Source organism: Nocardia sp. CA-107356, assembly GCF_050946365.1.
Taxonomy (GTDB): domain Bacteria; phylum Actinomycetota; class Actinomycetes; order Mycobacteriales; family Mycobacteriaceae; genus Nocardia.
The window spans coordinates 8,830,724-8,845,513 of record NZ_CP191992.1 but is presented as its reverse complement, the minus strand read 5'-3'; the positions used below and the strand labels follow the sequence as shown (position 1 = coordinate 8,845,513).

The 14,790-nt window shown below is 61.3% G+C and carries 11 protein-coding genes and 3 rRNA genes; 12 read left to right on the top strand and 2 right to left on the bottom strand.

Annotated elements, in window-relative coordinates; genetic code table 11:
* The 10 genes from ACQP1G_RS39985 (at nucleotide 1) to ACQP1G_RS39940 (ending at nucleotide 11,114) form a co-directional block, all read left to right on the top strand.
* Complete coding sequence (locus tag ACQP1G_RS39985) at nucleotides 1-378, top strand: F0F1 ATP synthase subunit epsilon (protein WP_433194956.1); 378 nt, start codon at nucleotides 1-3, stop codon at nucleotides 376-378.
* Nucleotides 379-689: 311 nt separating this feature from the next.
* The gene (locus ACQP1G_RS39980; protein WP_433194954.1) at nucleotides 690-1,112 is read left to right on the top strand and encodes a DUF2550 domain-containing protein; all 423 of its coding nucleotides are present in this window, start codon (nucleotides 690-692) and stop codon (nucleotides 1,110-1,112) included.
* 39 nt (nucleotides 1,113-1,151) lie between these two features.
* Entirely contained in the window at nucleotides 1,152-1,733 is a 582-nt protein-coding gene (locus tag ACQP1G_RS39975; RefSeq protein WP_433194952.1) for a cob(I)yrinic acid a,c-diamide adenosyltransferase, read from the top strand.
* A gap of 245 nt (nucleotides 1,734-1,978) precedes the next feature.
* Nucleotides 1,979-3,238, top strand: coding sequence for a UDP-N-acetylglucosamine 1-carboxyvinyltransferase (gene murA / locus ACQP1G_RS39970; protein WP_433194950.1), 1,260 nt, complete (start codon nucleotides 1,979-1,981; stop codon nucleotides 3,236-3,238).
* 499 nt (nucleotides 3,239-3,737) lie between these two features.
* Nucleotides 3,738-5,254 (top strand): 16S ribosomal RNA (locus ACQP1G_RS39965).
* Between the two features lie 338 nt (nucleotides 5,255-5,592).
* Nucleotides 5,593-8,723, top strand: a 23S ribosomal RNA gene (locus tag ACQP1G_RS39960).
* A 133-nt stretch (nucleotides 8,724-8,856) separates the two neighbouring features.
* Nucleotides 8,857-8,973 (top strand): 5S ribosomal RNA (gene rrf, locus ACQP1G_RS39955).
* Together the 16S, 23S and 5S rRNA genes form the textbook arrangement of a ribosomal RNA operon.
* Nucleotides 8,974-9,171: 198 nt before the next feature.
* Complete coding sequence (locus ACQP1G_RS39950; RefSeq protein ID WP_433194948.1) at nucleotides 9,172-9,915, top strand: rhomboid-like protein; 744 nt, start codon at nucleotides 9,172-9,174, stop codon at nucleotides 9,913-9,915.
* Between the two features lie 59 nt (nucleotides 9,916-9,974).
* Nucleotides 9,975-10,661: an endonuclease NucS gene (gene nucS / locus ACQP1G_RS39945; RefSeq protein WP_433194946.1), complete on the top strand. Its 687-nt coding sequence runs from the start codon at nucleotides 9,975-9,977 to the stop codon at nucleotides 10,659-10,661.
* A 144-nt stretch (nucleotides 10,662-10,805) separates the two neighbouring features.
* Nucleotides 10,806-11,114: an ATP/GTP-binding protein gene (locus ACQP1G_RS39940; protein ID WP_433194944.1), complete on the top strand. Its 309-nt coding sequence runs from the start codon at nucleotides 10,806-10,808 to the stop codon at nucleotides 11,112-11,114.
* Nucleotides 11,115-11,382: 268 nt separating this feature from the next.
* On the opposite strand, the gene ACQP1G_RS39935 is transcribed toward ACQP1G_RS39940, so the two are convergent.
* Together ACQP1G_RS39935 and mce are read right to left on the bottom strand one after the other, a co-directional pair.
* Nucleotides 11,383-12,384 (bottom strand): hypothetical protein, encoded by a 1,002-nt coding sequence (locus ACQP1G_RS39935; RefSeq protein ID WP_433194942.1) that lies wholly within the window; start codon nucleotides 12,382-12,384, stop codon nucleotides 11,383-11,385.
* Nucleotides 12,385-12,470: 86 nt separating this feature from the next.
* Entirely contained in the window at nucleotides 12,471-12,932 is a 462-nt protein-coding gene (gene mce, locus ACQP1G_RS39930; protein ID WP_433209219.1) for a methylmalonyl-CoA epimerase, read from the bottom strand.
* Between the two features lie 151 nt (nucleotides 12,933-13,083).
* Between mce and ACQP1G_RS39925 the strand changes: the two genes are divergently transcribed.
* Nucleotides 13,084-14,262: an acetyl-CoA C-acetyltransferase gene (locus ACQP1G_RS39925; protein ID WP_433194940.1), complete on the top strand. Its 1,179-nt coding sequence runs from the start codon at nucleotides 13,084-13,086 to the stop codon at nucleotides 14,260-14,262.
* A 104-nt stretch (nucleotides 14,263-14,366) separates the two neighbouring features.
* Nucleotides 14,367-14,729: a DUF3817 domain-containing protein gene (locus ACQP1G_RS39920; RefSeq protein WP_433194938.1), complete on the top strand. Its 363-nt coding sequence runs from the start codon at nucleotides 14,367-14,369 to the stop codon at nucleotides 14,727-14,729.
* Nucleotides 14,730-14,790 lie beyond the last annotated feature (61 nt).

The following is a 14,790-nucleotide window of genomic DNA, read 5'->3' as shown; positions in this document are numbered from 1 at the left end:
ATGTCGGAGATGTCAGTTGATCTCGTCGCCGTCGAGCGTCTGCTCTGGTCCGGCCAGGCGACGTTCGTCAGCGCGCAGACCACCGAGGGCCAGATCGGCATCTTGGCGGGCCATGAGCCGCTGCTCGGCCAGCTGGTCGAGGGCGGCATCGTGAGCATCGTGCCCACCGAGGGTGAGCGGATCACCGCGGCGGTGCACGGCGGGTTCTTCTCGGTCACCGCGACCTCGGTCCGGGTGCTGGCCGAGTCCGCGGAGTTCGCCGACGAGATCGACGTCGAGGCGGCCCGTCGGGTGCTGGCCGACGCCGACGCCACCGAGGAACAGAAGGTGGCGGCCGAGGGCCAGGTGCGCGCGGTCGAGGCAAACGCGAACGCGTAAGCACCGCATCGAGATTGCGTACGCCACTGTCGGCGGTGAAGGTTGTCTTCGCCGCCGACAGTGGTGTTTTCGGGCCCGATCTTTCAAAGACAAGGCCCGGCCATTTGTAAACTCGGGGCCGTGGTTGAATGACCGAACGCGGTGTGAGCATCAGGCCCGGAGGCGGAAGCCACGGGTACACCACTTCGGGGGCCGTCGACGCGGCACTCGGCAAGGTGTACCCGCACGGAGGGCTTGCGAATACCGCCAATCGAATACCGTGTCGTCGACACGGCGGCGGAACGAAGGGACGAACGGCATTGCAGACCGGGATGGTTCTCCTGATCATTCTGGTGCTCACGCTCGTTCTCTTGGCGCTGGCCTCGACCTATCGGCTGATCATGTTGCGCCGCGGCGGAACCGCCGCGATCCTGCGCGTGTTGCCCGCGCGCGGCGGCCAGGGCTGGCGGCACGGCCTGATCCGCTACGACGAGGATCGCCTCGTCTTCTACAAACTCTCCAGCCTCAAACTGGGCCCCGACTCCACCATTCGACGCCAGGGCATCGAGATCGGTGATCGGCGCGGCCCCCGCGGCGACGAATACGACATCATGACCGACGAGATCGCGGTGACCGCGGTCTCGGATAATGACGGCAATTACGAACTGGCCCTGGACCGCGGCTCACTGGCGGCGTTCCTGTCCTGGGTCGAATCCCGGCCATCGGATCGCACCCGTCGCATGCCCGGCCTCTAGCTGGGAACGCGAGCGTGCTCGCAACGCTAGGGTGGGCATGTGAGTGTGCACCTGACGCGGATCTACACGCGGACCGGCGACGATGGGACGACGGGTCTCAGCGACTTTTCCCGGGTGGCCAAGACGGATCCGCGGTTGGTCGCCTATGCGGACTGTGACGAGACGAACGCCGCCATCGGCGTGGTGGTCGCGCTCGGTGAACCCGCAACCGAGTTGCTGAAGGTGCTGCGTCAGGTGCAGAACGATCTGTTCGACGCGGGTGCGGATCTGTCGACCCCGGTGGTCGCGGAGCCCCAGTATCCGCCGCTTCGCATCACCCAGCCCTATATCGACCGCCTCGAAGCCTGGTGTGATGAGTTCAATGCCGAACTGCCAGTACTGAATTCGTTCATTCTGCCCGGCGGCACACCATTGGCCGCCCTGCTGCACACCGCACGTACGGTGGCACGACGTGCGGAGCGTTCTGCCTGGGCCGCGATCGATGCGCATCCGGACGATACGAATATCCTTCCGGCGAAGTACTTGAACCGCCTCTCCGACTTGCTGTTCATCCTCAGTCGAGTCGCCAACCCGGGCGGCGATGTGCTGTGGAAGCCTGGTGGGGAACAGTCGTCGGACTGAACGACTGACGAGAATTCATCATCCGAATCCCGCACGACTGATCTGGTATGGACGTGGGTAACTTCTTCGGTAGGCCAGGGACATGGCCCGCGACCGATCGTCCGGCGCCAACACGCTGACAAAAAGTTGCTGGACACTCGGGAAGTTCGACCAGCTACCTGGAGATAACCCCGGCACCGCCACCAGCGGCCCGCAACGCAACTATCCTTTGCACCAACAGTGCGCCGAATACGCGGAGAGGCGGCATGGAACGGTTTTTGGTTACTGGCGGGAATCGACTCGTCGGTGAGGTTGCGGTCGGGGGTGCGAAGAACAGCGTCCTCAAGTTGATGGCGGCTGCCTTGCTGGCCGAGGGCACGACCACCATTACGAACTGCCCGGACATCCTCGATGTGCCGTTGATGGGTGATGTGCTGCGCGGCCTCGGCTGCGATGTCGCGATCGATGGTTCGGTCGTCACGATCAACACGCCCGCAGAGCCGAAGTACCACGCGGACTTTCCCGCGGTGACGCAGTTCCGCGCGTCGGTCTGTGTACTCGGTCCGCTGATGGCCCGGTGCAAGCGGGCGGTTGTCGCGCTGCCCGGCGGTGACGCGATCGGTTCGCGTCCGTTGGATATGCATCAGGCCGGTCTGCGGCTGCTCGGCGCGACCAGCGAAATCGAACACGGTTGTGTGGTCGCGCGCGCGGACGAACTGCAGGGCGCGCGGATCCGGCTGGACTTCCCTTCGGTGGGGGCGACCGAGAACATCCTCATGGCGGCCGTGCTCGCCGAGGGGGAGACGGTTATCGATAACGCCGCCCGCGAACCCGACATCGTCGATCTCTGCAACATGCTCGTGCGGATGGGTGCGCGGATCAGTGGAGCGGGTACATCGGTGCTCACCATCCAGGGTGTCGAGCGTCTCGAGCCAACGACGCACCGGGTGATCGGTGATCGGATCGTGGCGGCGACGTGGGGAATCGCCGCGGCGATGACCATGGGCGATGTCCGCGTTACCGGGGTGAATCCCAAGCATCTGTCCCTCGTGCTGGACAAGCTGCGCTCGGCCGGTGCGCGTATCTCGTTTGAACCGGACGGTTTCCGGGTGATCCAGGCCGATCGGCCGCGCGCGGTCAACTTCTCGACGCTGCCCTTTCCCGGATTCCCGACCGATCTGCAGCCGATGGCCATCGGTCTCGCGGCGATTGCCGACGGCACCTCGATGATTACCGAGAACGTCTTCGAGGCGCGCTTCCGTTTCGTGGAGGAGATGATCCGGCTGGGCGCCGACGCGCGAACCGATGGACATCACGCGGTGGTACGCGGAATTCCGCGACTGTCGAGTGCGCCGGTGTGGTCGTCGGATATTCGGGCGGGCGCCGGATTGGTACTGGCTGGTCTGGTTGCCGACGGCACCACCGAGGTGCACGACGTCTTCCACATCGATCGCGGTTACCCGAATTTCGTCGAGCAGCTGCAGGCGTTGGGTGGTCAAGTCGAGCGGGTCGGCGCCGCGGATTGATCATGTGAACGACAGACGACGATTACGTTTCGTTGGAAACCGTTTCTGACCAGGCGATTTGACATCGTGCACGTCGACACGTAACTTTATTCGAGTCAGAGCGACACGGACACCGACCCGGGGCCGACGCGCTGAGCCGAAAGGCTGAGCCAAGGACCAGGGAAACGAGGTAGGACGTAGAGCGCCTGACGATCACACTAGCTCGAACGAGACCCCGATTTTGATTCGGGTTCCCGACTGAGCTAAGCTTGATAAGTTGCCTCACCGATCGACCGGGGTGAAACCCGCGAGATGGTTTGTGCGTGTGTTCTTTGAGAACTCAATAGTGTGTCGATGAATGTCAGTGCCAATTTTTTATTGGTTCCGGCTCCTCAAACCCCCGTTTGGGTGGGTCGGACATTTAGTCAGCAAATACTTTTGTTGGCGTTTTGTTTTGCCAAGGTTTTCGGACTCTGGTTAATTCTTCTGATTCGCCCTTTTGGGGTTGTTTCAAGAGTCTTCAACGGAGAGTTTGATCCTGGCTCAGGACGAACGCTGGCGGCGTGCTTAACACATGCAAGTCGAGCGGTAAGGCCCTTCGGGGTACACGAGCGGCGAACGGGTGAGTAACACGTGGGTGATCTGCCCTGCACTTCGGGATAAGCCTGGGAAACTGGGTCTAATACCGGATATGACCATGGGATGCATGTCTTGTGGTGGAAAGATTTATCGGTGCAGGATGGGCCCGCGGCCTATCAGCTTGTTGGTGGGGTAATGGCCTACCAAGGCGACGACGGGTAGCCGACCTGAGAGGGTGACCGGCCACACTGGGACTGAGACACGGCCCAGACTCCTACGGGAGGCAGCAGTGGGGAATATTGCACAATGGGCGGAAGCCTGATGCAGCGACGCCGCGTGAGGGATGACGGCCTTCGGGTTGTAAACCTCTTTCGACAGGGACGAAGCGTGAGTGACGGTACCTGTAGAAGAAGCACCGGCCAACTACGTGCCAGCAGCCGCGGTAATACGTAGGGTGCGAGCGTTGTCCGGAATTACTGGGCGTAAAGAGCTTGTAGGCGGTTCGTCGCGTCGATCGTGAAAACTTGCAGCTCAACTGCGAGCTTGCGGTCGATACGGGCGGACTAGAGTACTTCAGGGGAGACTGGAATTCCTGGTGTAGCGGTGAAATGCGCAGATATCAGGAGGAACACCGGTGGCGAAGGCGGGTCTCTGGGAAGTAACTGACGCTGAGAAGCGAAAGCGTGGGTAGCGAACAGGATTAGATACCCTGGTAGTCCACGCCGTAAACGGTGGGTACTAGGTGTGGGTTTCCTTCCACGGGATCCGTGCCGTAGCTAACGCATTAAGTACCCCGCCTGGGGAGTACGGCCGCAAGGCTAAAACTCAAAGGAATTGACGGGGGCCCGCACAAGCGGCGGAGCATGTGGATTAATTCGATGCAACGCGAAGAACCTTACCTGGGTTTGACATACACCGGAAACCTGCAGAGATGTAGGCCCCCTTGTGGTCGGTGTACAGGTGGTGCATGGCTGTCGTCAGCTCGTGTCGTGAGATGTTGGGTTAAGTCCCGCAACGAGCGCAACCCTTATCTTATGTTGCCAGCGCGTAATGGCGGGGACTCGTGAGAGACTGCCGGGGTCAACTCGGAGGAAGGTGGGGACGACGTCAAGTCATCATGCCCCTTATGTCCAGGGCTTCACACATGCTACAATGGCCGGTACAGAGGGCTGCGATACCGTGAGGTGGAGCGAATCCCTTAAAGCCGGTCTCAGTTCGGATCGGGGTCTGCAACTCGACCCCGTGAAGTTGGAGTCGCTAGTAATCGCAGATCAGCAACGCTGCGGTGAATACGTTCCCGGGCCTTGTACACACCGCCCGTCACGTCATGAAAGTCGGTAACACCCGAAGCCGGTGGCCTAACCCTTGTGGAGGGAGCCGTCGAAGGTGGGATTGGCGATTGGGACGAAGTCGTAACAAGGTAGCCGTACCGGAAGGTGCGGCTGGATCACCTCCTTTCTAAGGAGCACTTCTGCATCGCACCCCGAAGAGTCGGGGATGGTAAACGTTGATGCCAGAGACCGTTTAGTTCCCGTATGTGGGACTGCGGACGCTCATGGGTGGAACGCTGACAAGCTTTTCTCGCGTAACGATCCGTTTCATGGCGGGTTGGCGGGTGAATATATCGACACACTGTTGGGTCCTGAAAGAACAGGCGTTCTTTCCAGGCAAGATAACGATCCGATCGGGTTCTCGATCATACCGACTTCAGTTTTTGTGCTGGGGTGCTGGTGTCGGAATTGGATTCTTTCGGGTGTGTTGTTTGAGAACTGCACAGTGGACGCGAGCATCTTTGTTAGTAAGTGTTTAAGAGCGTACGGTGGATGCCTTGGCACCAGGAGCCGATGAAGGACGTAGGAGGCTGCGATAAGCCTCGGGGAGCTGTCAACCGAGCTGAGATCCGAGGATTTCCGAATGGGGAAACCCAGCACGAGTGATGTCGTGTTACCCGCATCTGAATATATAGGGTGTGTGGAGGGAACGTGGGGAAGTGAAACATCTCAGTACCCACAGGAAGAGAAAACAATAGTGATTCCGTGAGTAGTGGCGAGCGAAAGCGGATGAGGCTAAACCAGTTAGATGTGATAGACGGCAGTTGTTGTCTAGCTGGGGTAGTGGGGCTCACTTTCTCGATTCTGCCGAGTCGAGCAACAGTCAGAAAAGTTCGTGTTAGTCGAAGTGGTCTGGAACGGCCCGCCGTAGACGGTGATAGCCCGGTAGGTGAAAACATGTTCTCTGTTGTAGTGGGTGCCCGAGTAGCAGCGGGCCCGTGAAATCTGCTGTGAATCTGCCGGGACCACCCGGTAAGCCTGAATACTCCCTGGTGACCGATAGCGGACTAGTACCGTGAGGGAAAGGTGAAAAGTACCCCGGGAGGGGAGTGAAATAGTACCTGAAACCGTGCGCTTACAATCCGTCAGGGCCTGCGCAGTCTTTGGACTGGTGGGTGATGGCGTGCCTTTTGAAGAATGAGCCTGCGAGTTAGTGGCATGTGGCGAGGTTAACCCGTGTGGGGTAGCCGTAGCGAAAGCGAGTCCGAATAGGGCGTTTGAGTCGCATGTTCTAGACCCGAAGCGGAGTGATCTACCCATGGCCAGGGTGAAGCGACGGTAAGACGTCGTGGAGGCCCGAACCCACTTAGGTTGAAAACTGAGGGGATGAGCTGTGGGTAGGGGTGAAAGGCCAATCAAACTCCGTGATAGCTGGTTCTCCCCGAAATGCATTTAGGTGCAGCGTCACGTGTTTCACACCGGAGGTAGAGCTACTGGATGGTCTAGGGGGCCTACAAGCTTACCGAAATCAGCCAAACTCCGAATGCCGGTGTGTGAGAGCGTGGCAGTGAGACTGCGGGGGATAAGCTTCGTAGTCGAGAGGGAAACAGCCCAGATCGCCGGCTAAGGCCCCTAAGCGTGTACTAAGTGGAAAAGGATGTGGAGTCGCGAAGACAACCAGGAGGTTGGCTTAGAAGCAGCCACCCTTGAAAGAGTGCGTAATAGCTCACTGGTCAAGTGATTCTGCGCCGACAATGTAGCGGGGCTCAAGTACACCGCCGAAGCCGCGGCACTCGAACAATACATCCGCCTTGATCTACGGGTCGGGGTGCAGTGGTTCGGGTGGGTAGGGGAGCGTCCTACAGCCATGGAAGCAGCGGAGTGATCCAGTTGTGGAGGCTGTGGGAGTGAGAATGCAGGCATGAGTAGCGAAAGACGAGTGAGAAACTCGTCCGCCGAATGACCAAGGGTTCCTGGGCCAGGTTAATCCGCCCAGGGTGAGTCGGGACCTAAGGCGAGGCCGACAGGCGTAGTCGATGGACAACGGGTTGATATTCCCGTACCCGTGTATCCGCGCCCAATGGCGAATCAGTGGTGCTAAGTATCCAAAAGCGGACCTATCACCTTCGGGTGAAGAGAAGTGGCTGCATACGACCCTTGCTGTAGTAGTCAAGCGATGGGGTGACGCAGGAAGGTAGCTGGGCCAGTCAGTGGTTGTACTGGTGTAAGCCTGTAGGGCGTTGTGTAGGTAAATCCGCACAACATTAAGCCTGAGAGGTGATGCGTAGCCGATTGAGGTGAATTCAGTGATCCTATGCTGCCGAGAAAAGCCTCTAGTGAGTTGGTACACGGCCCGTACCCCAAACCGACACAGGTGGTCAGGTAGAGAATACTAAGGCGATCGAGAGAACTGTGGTTAAGGAACTCGGCAAAATGCCCCCGTAACTTCGGGAGAAGGGGGACCCGGTCTGGTGATGAGATTTACTCTCGGAGCTGGGTTGGGTCGCAGAGACCAGAGAGAAGCGACTGTTTACTAAAAACACAGGTCCGTGCGAAGTCGTAAGACGATGTATACGGACTGACGCCTGCCCGGTGCCGGAAGGTTAAGAGGACCGGTTAGCGCTTCGGCGCGAAGCTGAGAATTTAAGCCCCGGTAAACGGCGGTGGTAACTATAACCATCCTAAGGTAGCGAAATTCCTTGTCGGGTAAGTTCCGACCTGCACGAATGGCGTAACGACTTCTCTGCTGTCTCAACCACAGACTCGGCGAAATTGCATTACGAGTAAAGATGCTCGTTACGCGCGGCAGGACGAAAAGACCCCGGGACCTTCACTATAGCTTGGTATTGGTGTTCGGTACGGTTTGTGTAGGATAGGTGGGAGACTGTGAAGCATGCACGCCAGTGTGTGTGGAGTCATCGTTGAAATACCACTCTGATCGTATTGGACTTCTAACCTCGGACCATGATCTGGTTCAGGGACAGTGCCTGGTGGGTAGTTTAACTGGGGCGGTTGCCTCCTAAAATGTAACGGAGGCGCCCAAAGGTTCCCTCAGCCTGGTTGGCAATCAGGTGTCGAGTGCAAGTGCACAAGGGAGCTTGACTGTGAGAGTGACAGCTCGAGCAGGGACGAAAGTCGGGACTAGTGATCCGGCACCGGCAAGTGGAAGCGGTGTCGCTCAACGGATAAAAGGTACCCCGGGGATAACAGGCTGATCTTCCCCAAGAGTCCATATCGACGGGATGGTTTGGCACCTCGATGTCGGCTCGTCGCATCCTGGGGCTGGAGTAGGTCCCAAGGGTTGGGCTGTTCGCCCATTAAAGCGGCACGCGAGCTGGGTTTAGAACGTCGTGAGACAGTTCGGTCTCTATCCGCCGCGCGCGTCAGAAACTTGAGGAAGGCTGTCCCTAGTACGAGAGGACCGGGACGGACGAACCTCTGGTGTGCCAGTTGTCCTGCCAAGGGCACTGCTGGTTAGCTACGTTCGGAAGGGATAACCGCTGAAAGCATCTAAGCGGGAAGCCTGTTCCAAGATGAGGTTTCTCACCACTTCGAGTGGTTAAGGCCCCCCACAGACCATGGGGTTGATAGGCCAGAACTGGAAGCCCGGTAACGGGTGTAGGTGACTGGTACTAATCGGCCGAGGACTTACCAACAAAGAAGCTACGCGTCCACTGTGCGGTATCTGAAACAACACACAGACACTGCGGCACACAATCCGGGAGAAGGGGATTCCAGAATCTCTTGTTTCGGGTTGTTGCGCTGTCGGTGTGGATAGTTTCATAGAGTTACGGCGGCTATAGCGGTGGGGAAACGCCCGGTCCCATTCCGAACCCGGAAGCTAAGGCCACCAGCGCCGATGGTACTGCACTCGACAGGGTGTGGGAGAGTAGGACACCGCCGGAACATCCTTGCGAAAGGCCCCCAACAACAGTTGGGGGCCTTTTTGCGTAAACATTGCCTGTTCTCGTTGTGCGGCACGATGTTTCGTAGCAATCTCACAGGGAATAGTCAGACTGTGCGGGGCTCGATCGCGCATCATGGAGAATGACAGAAGTTAGTAGTCGACGTGGGCATCCTCTGGGCAGGAGAGCGTCGACGCAGATGGAGGTGTTGATGGTCGCAGCGACGACAACCGCTGACCGCGCGCCGGTTGATCCGCTCAGACCGCTCGGCTCACGCTGGTGGCAGCTGAGAGTCCCGGCGACGTTCGGATATCTGGCGGCCCTTGTCGCTGTCACTGTGGCCTTCTCGGCAATGAGCGATTCCGCTCAAACGCGGATGGTGCTGCATGCGAGCACGAACCTGCACAATCTGCTGAACGGCCGGGTCGGCACCATTTTCTCGAGCGCCCTGGTAATCGGTGATGTCAGTGCCGCCTGGGTGCTGATTCCGTTGCTCGGTTGTCTGCTGGCCCTTGCGGAGCTGCGGTTCGGCGCGGTGCATATGGTGCGTGTCTTCCTGGCCGGACATATCGGAGCCACGCTCTTGGTCGCCTTCGGCCTATGGATCGCCATCGAGGCCGACTGGCTGCCCGCGAGTATCCGCTGGGCCCAGGATGTCGGCGTCAGCTACGGCGCTATGGCCTTGATCGGCGCGATCGTCGTCGCCATCCCGCATCGCTGGCGAATCGCCTGGTCCACTGTGTGGTTCATCGTTGCCGCCGAGGGCGTGCTGATCGAACAGACCTTCACCAATGTCGGTCACCTGGTCGCCTTCTGCATCGGTACCGCCGTCGGTTTCGGCATGATCCGGGCCAAGGCGGCGTCGACCCGCAGGCTCACCAGGGTTGAATCCGGCCTGCTCGCCGTGAGCGCGATCCTCGCGGCCATCTTGCTCATGGGCTGACAGTCCGATGCGACAGGGCTGACGCCGGGCGGGACCGGGCACTCGCCTACAGTGCTTGGGTGCGCCTAGTGATTGCTCGCTGTCAGGTCGACTACGTAGGGCGACTCACCGCCCATCTCGCGATGGCCCGCCGATTGCTGCTGATCAAAGCGGACGGTTCGGTTCTCGTGCATTCCGACGGTGGCTCGTATAAGCCGCTCAACTGGATGAGCCCACCGTGCTGGTTGGCGGAGCGCGATGGTGACGCGGTACCGGAGGGTGCGAAGGCCTTCTGGGTGGTCACCAATAAGGCGGGTGAGGAACTGCGCATCACCATCGAGGACATCGAGCACGACTCCTCACATGAGCTGGGGGTCGACCCGGGTTTGGTGAAAGATGGTGTGGAGGCCCATCTTCAAGAACTTCTCGCCGAGCATGTGCAGACCCTCGGCCCCGGCTATACGCTGGTCCGTCGCGAATACATGACCGCCATCGGCCCGGTGGACCTGCTCTGCCGCGATGCCGACGGCGCTACCGTGGCCGTCGAGATCAAGCGTCGCGGCGAGATCGACGGCGTCGAACAACTCACCCGCTACCTCGAACTGCTGAACCGCGATCCGCTGCTCGCGCCAGTGGCGGGCGTCTTCGCCGCCCAACAGATCAAGCCGCAGGCCCGCACTCTCGCCGAGGACCGCGGCATCCGCTGCCTGACCCTCGATTACGACGCGCTACGCGGCACGGAGAGCAACGAATTCCGCCTCTTCTAGCCCCCTTTTCCACCTCGCGCTCAACGAGACCGCCGAGGCGAGTCGAATGGTCGCTGCTCGGGCCCCACTGGGCGAACCATTTGACTCGCCTAGATGGCTGGGCCTCGGGGCGGCGGGGGGTGCGTCGCCACCTAGGCTGATGGCATGCCCCGACGGAAACCGCGGATGGACCGCCAGGCGGGCCGCTCGCAGCAGGGCGGCTCGCCGATCGGCGATGTATTCGGTCAGCGGGAGGCCGGGCCGGATAGTGACGAGATGTACGTCGTGCGGGCCATCCCGGGGAGTCGGGCGATCAAAACCTATCGCTGCCCGGGCTGCGATCACGAAATTCCGCCCGGCGTTGCACATATCGTCGCTTGGGCGGTCGAGGATGGCGAGGACGACCGCAGGCACTGGCATCGCGGCTGCTGGAACGGTCGTCGGACACGACGGATTACGCGCCGCTGGTCGTGAATAGCCTCGGGGTGCTCAGGAAGAAGTGCGGGTTTCGCGGATACCGTTGGCGCTGAGGATCTCCGGGGCAGGTATGGGTGGCGTGGACCGAATGCTGCGAGGGCATTGGATGTCTCGGTTGGGCTGAATGTCGCTGGGCCGCTCTATGTTCCGCCGATTGCCAATGTCCGGGCTACCCGCACATCAGGAAGGCCGCCCCGGTTCCGGGACGGCCTTCGGTGTGGATTCGGTTGGGGTGTTGCGTTTGTCGCCGCTCAGCCCGCCGGTCTCAGTTGGTGATTTCGGCGTTCTCGCGCTCGTCGGCGTCGATGTCGTCTTGGTCGGCCGAAACCTCGGGGATCGCCTTGCGCGGACCGCCGGTGACCGACTTGGCGCCGCCGCCGATCGACTTGCGCTGGTCCGGAACACCGTCCAGCAGTTCGCTTTCCCGGTTGACCGCGGCGAGCATGGCGGGCACCGAGTCGAGCTGGCCGCGGATTCCGAGCAGCTGGGCGAGTACCCGGCCGCGCAGCACGCGCATCTCCTCGGCGAGTTCCTTCGCGTGCGCGATCTTGCGCTCGGAGGTCTGAGTGGCGGAGGTGATAAGGCGGTTGGACTCGTCGGTCGCGTCCTTGATCCGCTGAGCGGCCTCGGCACGGCTGGTGGCCTCGAGCTCCTCCATGGCGCGGGTGAGCTTGGTGCGACGCTCTGCCATGGTGGCCTCGAAGTCCTGCTGGGTCGCCTTGCGCTTGGCGTCGGCTTCCTTGCCAAGACGGTCGGCCTCGGCCTGGGCGGCCTCGATGATCTTTGCGGACTCGGTACGCGCATTCGCCAGGGTCTGCTCGAATTCGATTTCGAGCGCCTCGCGCTTCTCCTTGGTCTCGGCGAGCAGCGATTCGTACTTACCACGCATTTCGGTGGCCTGCTGCTCGGCGATCGACACCATTTCCGCCGCCTCGGCCTGCGCCAGGGCGCGCACCTCGGAAGCCTCGTCGGAGGCCAGCCGCAGCATCCGAGAGATGCGGTCGGACATGCCCTCCGCAGTTGTTGGCGGAACCGAAAGGCGATCGACTTCCTTACGGAGTTCGTCGATCTCGTCCCGCGCATCCTCCAGCTGGCTGGCGAGGTTACGGGCTTGCGCCGCAGCGGCATCCCGATCTGTGGCGGTGACTCTCAACTCGGCATCGAAACGGTCGAAGTAGTTGCGTACCTCGTCTTGCGCATAACCCTTGCGCACAACGGTGAAGGGCAGTGCAACGAAGCGATTGCGATCGGACTCAGGTGACGACATGGCACACAAACTACAGCCTACTTGCACCTCATGGTGACTCGACCGCGAATGTGATTCGGAAGAGTTTTTCAGGCCCGATCTTGATACTAGTGCGTAACATTCGCATTCGGCTCGACCAACTCGATCAGCACACCGCCAGCATCCTTCGGGTGAATGAAATTGATGCGGGAATCGGCGGTTCCGTGCCGCGGGCCGTCATACAGCAAACGCAGACCTCGATCACGAAGATACTTGGAGACTGCCTCGATATCGGTGACCCGATAGGCGAGTTGCTGCAGTCCCGGCCCGCTGCGGTCGATGAACTTGGCGATAGTCGAGTCCGCGTTCAGGGGTGCCAGCAACTGCAGAGCAGTCGCGCCGTCCGGTGCGCCGGGCAACGACAGCATCGCCTCGTGCACGCCCTGCGCCTCGTTGACCTCGCGATGGGTCTCGATCATGCCGAGATTCTCGGCATACCAGGCGATTGCGGCATCCAGGTCCGGCACGGCGATGCCGACGTGATCGACGGCGATGACGTAGTCGCCGGGGATGAAGTTCGACGGGTCCATAACGTTGCTCACCACTCGAAGGTAGCGCGGACCTGCTAAGTGTCGGTCGAGCAGGACAAGCTACCGTTGAGTACGAAGGTTGCCGCCGCGCGTGGGTTCGTGCAGCACACAGTGTGCGGCGCTGTTCCGATCAATGAATGCGAGGCTCGTCGTGACCACAACCGTGATCGTCTCCGGTGCGCGTACCCCGGTCGGTCGGCTGCTCGGGGGTCTGAAGGACTTCAGCGGTTCCGACCTGGGCGGTTTCGCCATCAAGGCGGCGCTGGAGAAGGGCGGCGTCGCGCCGGAGCAGGTCGACTACGTGATCATGGGTCAGGTGCTCACCGCGGGCGCGGGGCAGATCCCGGCCCGGCAGGCCGCGGTCGCGGCTGGCATCCCGATGGATGTGCCCGCGCTGACGGTGAACAAGGTGTGCCTTTCCGGCATCAATGCGATCGCGCTCGCGGACCAGCTGATCCGCGCCGGCGAGTACGAGATCGTCGTCGCCGGTGGCCAGGAATCCATGAGCCAGGCCCCGCATCTGCTCGAAAAGAGCAGGGAGGGCTTCAAATACGGCGATGTGGCGATGCGCGACAGCATGGCCTACGACGGCCTGCACGACATCTTCACCGACCAGCCGATGGGCGCGCTGACCGAACAGCGCAACGACATCGAGCCGGTCAGCCGGGATGTGCAGGACGCGTTCGCGGCGGCCTCGCACCAGCGTGCTGCGGCGGCGTGGAAGAACGGCGTCTTCGATGACGAGGTGGTTCCGGTCGCGGTACCGCAGCGCAAGGGCGATCCGATCCTGGTGAGCGCCGATGAGGGCATCCGCGCCGACACCACCGCGGAATCGCTGGGCAAGCTGCGCCCGGCCTTCCGTAAGGACGGCAGCATTACCGCGGGCACCGCATCGCAGATCTCCGACGGTGCTGCCGCGGTGGTCGTGATGAGCAAGGAGAAGGCGCAGTCGCTCGGCCTGAGCTGGATCGCCGAGATCGGCGCCGCGGGCGTTGTCGCGGGCCCGGACTCGACCCTGCAGGATCAGCCCGCCAACGCGATCGCCAAGGCCTGTGCGCGCCAAGGCATTTCGCCTGCCGAGCTGGATCTGGTCGAGATCAACGAGGCGTTCGCGGCGGTCGGTATCGCCTCGACCCGCAAGCTGGGCATCGATCCGGAGAAGGTGAACGTCAACGGTGGCGCGATCGCCATCGGTCACCCGCTCGGTATGTCGGGTGCGCGCATCCTGCTGCACCTGGCGCTGGAGTTGAAGCGGCGCGGCGGCGGTATCGGCGCGGCCGCCCTCTGCGGTGGCGGCGGTCAGGGTGACGCCCTGATCATCAAGGTCTAGTTCGCGTCTCCGTCGACCCGGCATACCGGGCCGACGGGGTCCGCGGGTCGAGGTGTGACCAGTTCAACTACGACCCGTCGTAGCAGTCCGGCACAATGGTGGCCATGGGCAATTTCTTCGACTCCGTGGCCAAGCGGTTCCGCTTCATCGCCGTGCTGGAGGCGATCTCCTGGGTCTTCCTGATCGTCGGCATGGTGTTCAAGCGCCTGCCCGAACCGGTCACCTGGCCGGTCAAGGTGTTCGGGATGACGCACGGCATCATCTTCATCCTGTTCGTGATCACCGCGATCCTCGCCGCCCGTGAGCTGGCCTGGAATGCCAAGACCACGGTTCTCGCGCTGCTGTCGAGCATTCCGCCGTTCTGCACCGTGCTCTTCGAGGTGTGGGCGGTGCGCGCGGGTCAGCTCGGTGAGCTGAGCAACGTCACTTCCGCCGACACCGGAGCCCCAGCGTCGGTCACGCCGTGACAAACTGGAGACCGTGACTCGACCTGCCGCACGCCGCCCTTCGCCAGCCGTTGCCGCCGCC

What these genes read in the sequence shown, in the direction of transcription:
- ACQP1G_RS39950 (WP_433194948.1), top strand. Translation starts at nt 9,172, where the DNA reads ATGGAGGTGTTGATGGTCGCAGCGACGACAACCGCTGACCGCGCGCCG.
- murA (WP_433194950.1), top strand. Translation starts at nt 1,979, where the DNA reads ATGGAACGGTTTTTGGTTACTGGCGGGAATCGACTCGTCGGTGAGGTT.
- ACQP1G_RS39985 (WP_433194956.1), top strand. Translation starts at nt 1, where the DNA reads ATGTCGGAGATGTCAGTTGATCTCGTCGCCGTCGAGCGTCTGCTCTGG.
- mce (WP_433209219.1), bottom strand. Translation starts at nt 12,932, where the DNA reads ATGGACCCGTCGAACTTCATCCCCGGCGACTACGTCATCGCCGTCGAT.
- ACQP1G_RS39935 (WP_433194942.1), bottom strand. Translation starts at nt 12,384, where the DNA reads ATGTCGTCACCTGAGTCCGATCGCAATCGCTTCGTTGCACTGCCCTTC.
- ACQP1G_RS39920 (WP_433194938.1), top strand. Translation starts at nt 14,367, where the DNA reads ATGGGCAATTTCTTCGACTCCGTGGCCAAGCGGTTCCGCTTCATCGCC.
- ACQP1G_RS39980 (WP_433194954.1), top strand. Translation starts at nt 690, where the DNA reads ATGGTTCTCCTGATCATTCTGGTGCTCACGCTCGTTCTCTTGGCGCTG.
- ACQP1G_RS39940 (WP_433194944.1), top strand. Translation starts at nt 10,806, where the DNA reads ATGCCCCGACGGAAACCGCGGATGGACCGCCAGGCGGGCCGCTCGCAG.